This is a genomic window from Okeania sp. (genome assembly GCF_983059655.1).
Window position 1 is genome coordinate 1 of record NZ_CEZPJD010000490.1, and the last position, 5,964, is coordinate 5,964.

The following is a 5,964-nucleotide window of genomic DNA, read 5'->3' on the forward strand; positions in this document are numbered from 1 at the left end:
TGGGCCAAGGCTGTTGAAATTATGTTTAATAAATTAGTAGATGCACTAAGATGAAGTAGTAGTATTGGGAGCAGATCCGCAATGGTGGTTAGAAGCTAGCAGTCATCCTATTGAAATACTTAATCCTAGAGTTACTATTGAAGCTGCCAGTCACGATCTATTAGTACGTCATAAAGCACCAGTAGTAGCAGTTAGTTTTGATTGGAAAAAGGGACACGTTTTTCATGTTATTAGCCATTTTTGGTGCAAACGCAGTCGAGCTTTAACTAAACGACATCAAGGAATTTGTACTGATTTTATGGAAGCAGGAATGCGGTTAACTGATGATGGTATTAATAGGGTTTTATCTGAAACTAATATTAAACCAGATAGTCTTAATTTTGCTCAATTACAAAGTGCTGCTACTGCAACTGAGTTGGTAGTACAGTTGTGCGTTGGTGCTATTAAAAGCACTAAACTGCAACGTTATAGTTAGAGGATGTTTGAAAAGTACAGCGTGCATTTCCTAAGACACTACTTTAGACTTAAGAATCAATATATTATTATATCATTCTTTGTAGAAACTTTTATAGATAGTTTGTGGTCGAATATTGTTGTAATATTGGGAGCCAAATCCACAATAGTTGTTATGAGGAAGTTACTATATAGAAGTGCTAAATCCAGATAAAGTCCATATTGACTTCTAGTCATAATTTGCTTTTTCAGCATTAAGTCCCGGTAGTAACAGTACATTTTGATTTGGGAAAAAGACGAATTTTTCATGTCATTAGTCATTTTGGGGCTAAACATTCCCAAAGACCCACATCTCATTATCGAAAACTATGTACGGATTTCTGGGCAATTGAGATGTGGTTAAGCGACAAAGAAGTTAAAAACTTGCTTAGTCAAGTTAAAATTCAACCAGAATACAATTAACTTTAGTAAGTTGCAAAATGCGGCGACTGCTAACGAGTTAATGGCGAAGTTGTACATCAGTGCTATTAAAAGCGCTAAACTGCAACATCAGACTTAGGGAGAATAAATGATTGTGGCCAAAAAACAAAAGTCAAAAAAGTCTAATCTTCTTTATCAAAGATTAACAGAAGCATTGGAAAATGGTAGTAAAGTCCGCATTGAAGCTGAGGAAACTTATTATGGTCTCCCCATTACTGTAACTAAAGATTTTGTAGAAATTATGGTCTTAGTTCCACCGGATGAATTTGATGACGAAGATGATACTTTTAAGCAGGTGACATGGTTGGTTCGACTTTCGTCTATTTTTGCGATCGCCTATCCCACGGAATACTGGTCAACGGCAAGATTGGAAAAATTACTGGAAGTAGGTTCAAATCAAGCCTAAGTTTTTTTAGTTAAAACAATTTAAAAAAGTAGTTTAGTTAGTCAGTAAGACTGAGAATTCGATAAATTAGGATTTTAACCCCACCAATCCCATTTGCATCCCAAGTGACGGTGGGGTTTAACGAAGTCAGAAGTCAGAAGTCAGAAGTTAACCCGCCCCTAACTCTTCCCAGGAGGCAGGGCTGTTTCAAAGTATTGTAGATTAACGATTTAGATAGAACGGGAGATGGGGGAGTCGTGGAACAGTGAAATTTACCAAAATTTGCCAATTTTTCAGCCAATAAGCGTCCTTTTTGCTCTGATTAAAATGGTGAAAAGTCAACTTTTAATCATGAATTCAAAGCCTCAATCCCCGTATCTCCGCGTCCCCGTGTCTATCGAGAATCAAACAGCCCTGCTCCCAGGAGGGGAAGTAGGGGGTTTGAGCAAGGCTCTAAAAATATTGTGCCTTAAAAGGCGGGGTTTTAGACCGATTTTGTTTTGATAAAACTATCCAATTGTTCCTTCTACTCCCTGCCTTCTGCCTTCGTTTATGACTCCAACTTCCCGGCTCCTGACCGAGAGAAACAACGGTATCAAACCTCATAGTCAACGGGGGTACAAAAAAAACGACTTGCTGGCGTGTCGGGGATGAGCAACCCAAACTTTTCCGTTCTGCAATACTCCGCTTGCCAGATACCATTTCGGCCACACAAATTTTTAGGCACTCTGGCTGTTAACGTAGTTCCTCAGCAGGAAACTAGCTAATAACTCATAGCTAGTTCACATGAAAAATTTGCTATAATACTACTTGCAAAATTTTAGCTTCAAATGATATAAATCATTAATAGACGATTCAACTCTTAAAATGCTACTTTCTCAGCAATTTCTCAGTGATTATACTTATTCTTATCATCAAACCTAAATAAAACTGAATAAAACTGAACTTTTACCTGAATAAAACTGAACTTTTTTCCTGAGTAAACCTGAATAAAACGGTATTTATTTTGCTAGAGATTAGAGTAATAATATTCTCAGTGCAGCAAAAGTTACTGTTAAGCGAATCAATGTAAAGATTAGGAGAAAAAAAATGGCAAAAGCAGGTAAAGAAGGTAATAATAGAGAACCAAACAAAAAATCAAACCCCAAGGATAGGCTAAGTAGTAAGGATACTGTGATAGGAGGCGGGAAAAATGATACAATCAAAATGTGTTATGAAGACGATTTACCCCATGATAGCATAGAATCATCAGATATAGATTCTGAGTCTAGACAAATATGGACTATATTTGGAAACACTGATCCACAAGCTAGTGGTAAATACTTTATCGAAGGAGACAATAGCAATGATACGCTCACAAGTGGAAGCCATTTTGATGCGGAACTATATCACACTTGGTTAAGTTTACATAATATAATGGCGAAGAACCTTAGAGCTAGTGAAAATGCTCTAGAAAATGACCATAAACCCTCATCTGAGCATTAAGAAATAAGAAATTAGGTATCTTGTATCTTGAAAACTTGGAGTATATGAGAAGATGCTCGAAACAAATAAATCTAAATAGGGTATTAGTAGCTTATTTGAATATTACCTACAATATTATTTACTGCATTATTTACTGCTGATTGCACTCTTGCAGTTATCTAAAAACAATTTGGCTTTACTATCAATAATAATAATGTCTTTTTCTGACAATCATCTACTTACGTAGGGACGTTCAATTGAATGTCCCTACTATATTCTAAGAGAAAGTTCTTCAATAACTTGACATTAATAATGACTACCTGACTTGCGGAAGTGAACTGCTGTTACCCCCTCATTCAAGACTTGACCATTCTCTACTACTGCATAAACTAACCAATGATCGCCACATTCCATCCGGTTTGCCACCTTACATTCCAAATAAGCCAAAGCACCTGTCAAAACCGGACAACCATTCTCAGCTTCCTTAGTTTCCACCCCAACAAAACGATCTTCCCCTGGTGCAAAAGGTTTGAGAAAATGCTTTCTCAACTGTTTGCCCTCAGCTAATATATTCAACACAAAGCGATCGCCTGTATGAGTCAAAGATTCTAGTGCCCGGTCTTTTGCCACAGCAATAGTCACCCCAGGAGGATTAAAAGTCGCCTGAGAAACCCAAGAAGCTAACATCGCACTAGTAACATCTCCACGTCTGGCAGACATCACACACAAAGACCCCACAACACGCCCCACTGCTTGAGCTGTGCGATCGCTTCCTGAAGCACTTGCCGAAGGTTTAGGAGCGCGAAGTTTCCTAGACTTGATCAAAGTCTGAGCAAAATCAATAGCTGCCTCCTTACAAGTTTGAAGCGTTTTATCATCTGGCTTAAACTTCACCCGAATAGTTTCAAAACCAAACTTATAACCCGCATCTTTTAACTTACTTTCCAAAATGTCAATGGCTTCACCACTCCAACCAAAGGAACCAAATACGCCAGTTAGTTTACTCTTAGAAGCTGTATTCAGTATAATCCCCAAAGCTGTTTGAATTTGAGTTGGTGCGTGACCGCCGAGAGTGGGAGAGCCAATAACAAATCCATCACATTTTTCAATTGCTTCCTTGATTTCATCAGACGTGGCAGCTTCACAGTTAATTGATTCTACAGCTACTCCTGCTTTAGTTAAACCCTTAGCGATCGCCTGAGCAATAGTTGCAGTATTACCATAAGCTGAAGCATAAAGCAAGGCAACATTCAAATCTCGTGAATTTTGTTCCTGACTCCACTTCCGATATAAACTGGTCAACTCAGTCATTCCGTAGCGTACTATCGGTCCATGACCGGAAGCATAGAATTTTACACTCAGCTCAGAAATTTTATCTAGGGCAGAAAGCACTTGTTTTGCCTGAGCAGCGTGGAGACAGTCGTAATAAAAACGTCGGTCTTCGCTATAGATACTCCATCCTTCATCAGCAACTTGATCTCCGCAAACGTGAGCGCCAAAGAATTTATCAGTAAACAAAATTTGAGTTTTTGGGTCGTAAGTCATCAAACCATCAGGCCATTTAGGGGTAGGAGTGGTAATAAATTGTAATTGATGACCATTGCCCAAGTCTAAAGTATCTTCACCTTTAACTATTTGAATTTTCAACTCTTGTTCTTGAAAATAGTCTTTGAGAGTTAAAGCTGCGGGGTTTGAGCAGACAAAAGTTATTTGAGGTGCGAGGGATAATAAAGCTTTGAGGGTAGCACCACGGTTAGCATTAAAGTGTCCTAGAATTATATAGTCAAGGCGATGCCAATCTAAGCGTAATTGCAATGAGTCTAAGTAATTTTTAGTAAATGATTCACCTGGAGGGTCGATAACGGCAGTTTTTTCACCTTGGATGAGATAGGAGTTCGCAGTAGTGCCTTTTTGTAGAGAATATTCGACTTCAAATTTTAGTCTATCCCAAGTGCGAGACCGAAGAACTTTTGTATCTTCGCCAATTATGAGAACTTGAACATCTTTTTTTTTGGTGGTTTGTAGCATAGTTTAGTTATATAGTCTATACAAAAATTATGTATAATGTTATATTTTATCATGTTCGGGCGATCGCTTTCTTTAAGTCAAAAGTCAAAAATCAAAAGTCAAAAGTAATATATGATATCGAATCTGATTAATTGCACATATAACTTGGTTAAATACTATATTTTATCGTATTCGGGCGATCGCTTTCTTCAAGTCAAAAGTCAAAAGTAATATATGATATCGAATCTGATTAATTGCACATATAACTTGGTTAAATACTATATTTTATCGTATTCGGGCGATCGCTTTCTTCAAGTCAAAAGTAATAATTGTATGACGATCGACGGAATTATATTACTCCGAAGTCAACAGATTTGATATTACTTATATCAGCAGCAAAATAGTGGACTGTTTCACCTAAAACTGTGCATTAGATTTGTCATTGCGAACGAATGTGTTTGCGGAGCATTCCGTCAGGAAAGCAATCTCAGCCCAACTTCCTATTGCACCATTTAAGATGAAACAGTCCAATAGGGTGCGTTAGACGGCTAAAATCTATACTATGAAAGACATTTAACAATTCGTTGTAACGCACAATTGCATAAGTGTCAGTCCACTACCAAAAGTTAGACAAGCAAAATTAATATTTCGCCATATAACGAACAGTCATCTCAATATCTTCAATTTTCTCCAGATCTAGACTTATGCTTAAACTTAACTTTTTTCTTCTGGATAGCTTTCACCGCCTCCGGAACAGATAACAACCAAGTTGATTCTACACCAGAACCTTCAAATGGTAATAATCGTCCTTTTTGCTTCGGTGTCATTGTTGCTGTATCTGTCTCAACACCTAACAGCTTAATTTTGCCATAAGCACAAACCCTTTGCAAAGTTCGTTCTTTAGCAGAATATCGGTTAGAAATTTGAGTTAATTCTGCTGCAATAGCATCGCTACCTTCTAACCCTAAGAACTTAACTTTAACACTCTGAATACGTCGTCCGAACTCCTCTGGAAAATCTTCCTCAAACCAAAACTCCTGAATAGACATCTCCAAAAATCAAAAATAAAATCAATTCTTATCCATAAATTATCAATTATTCTTCCCTGTTCCCTGTTCCCTGTTCCCTCTTTTCTGGAGATGTCTAATATGAATTACAGCTTTTCCATTTGAAGA

Annotated in this window: 5 protein-coding genes; 3 read left to right on the top strand and 2 right to left on the bottom strand. The window is 37.5% G+C overall.

Annotated features, from left to right (window positions below; translation table 11 throughout):
• Positions 1 to 64: 64 nt before the first annotated feature.
• The 3 genes from AC3DU7_RS22525 to AC3DU7_RS22535 all read left to right on the top strand — a co-directional run bounded on the left by AC3DU7_RS22525 (position 65) and on the right by AC3DU7_RS22535 (position 2,803).
• Positions 65 to 475, top strand: coding sequence for a hypothetical protein (locus tag AC3DU7_RS22525; protein ID WP_488041537.1), 411 nt, complete (start codon positions 65 to 67; stop codon positions 473 to 475).
• A gap of 552 nt (positions 476 to 1,027) precedes the next feature.
• Positions 1,028 to 1,339, top strand: coding sequence for a hypothetical protein (locus tag AC3DU7_RS22530; RefSeq protein WP_488041538.1), 312 nt, complete (start codon positions 1,028 to 1,030; stop codon positions 1,337 to 1,339).
• 1,068 nt (positions 1,340 to 2,407) lie between these two features.
• The gene (locus tag AC3DU7_RS22535) at positions 2,408 to 2,803 is read left to right on the top strand and encodes a hypothetical protein (protein ID WP_488041539.1); all 396 of its coding nucleotides are present in this window, start codon (positions 2,408 to 2,410) and stop codon (positions 2,801 to 2,803) included.
• A 285-nt stretch (positions 2,804 to 3,088) separates the two neighbouring features.
• On the opposite strand, the gene AC3DU7_RS22540 is transcribed toward AC3DU7_RS22535, so the two are convergent.
• Positions 3,089 to 4,810, bottom strand: coding sequence for a diflavin flavoprotein (locus AC3DU7_RS22540; RefSeq protein ID WP_488041540.1), 1,722 nt, complete (start codon positions 4,808 to 4,810; stop codon positions 3,089 to 3,091).
• A gap of 659 nt (positions 4,811 to 5,469) precedes the next feature.
• On the bottom strand, positions 5,470 to 5,838 hold the full coding sequence (locus AC3DU7_RS22545) for a Tc toxin subunit A-related protein (protein WP_488041541.1): 369 nt from the start codon (positions 5,836 to 5,838) through the stop codon (positions 5,470 to 5,472).
• Between the last annotated feature and the right edge of the window lie 126 nt (positions 5,839 to 5,964).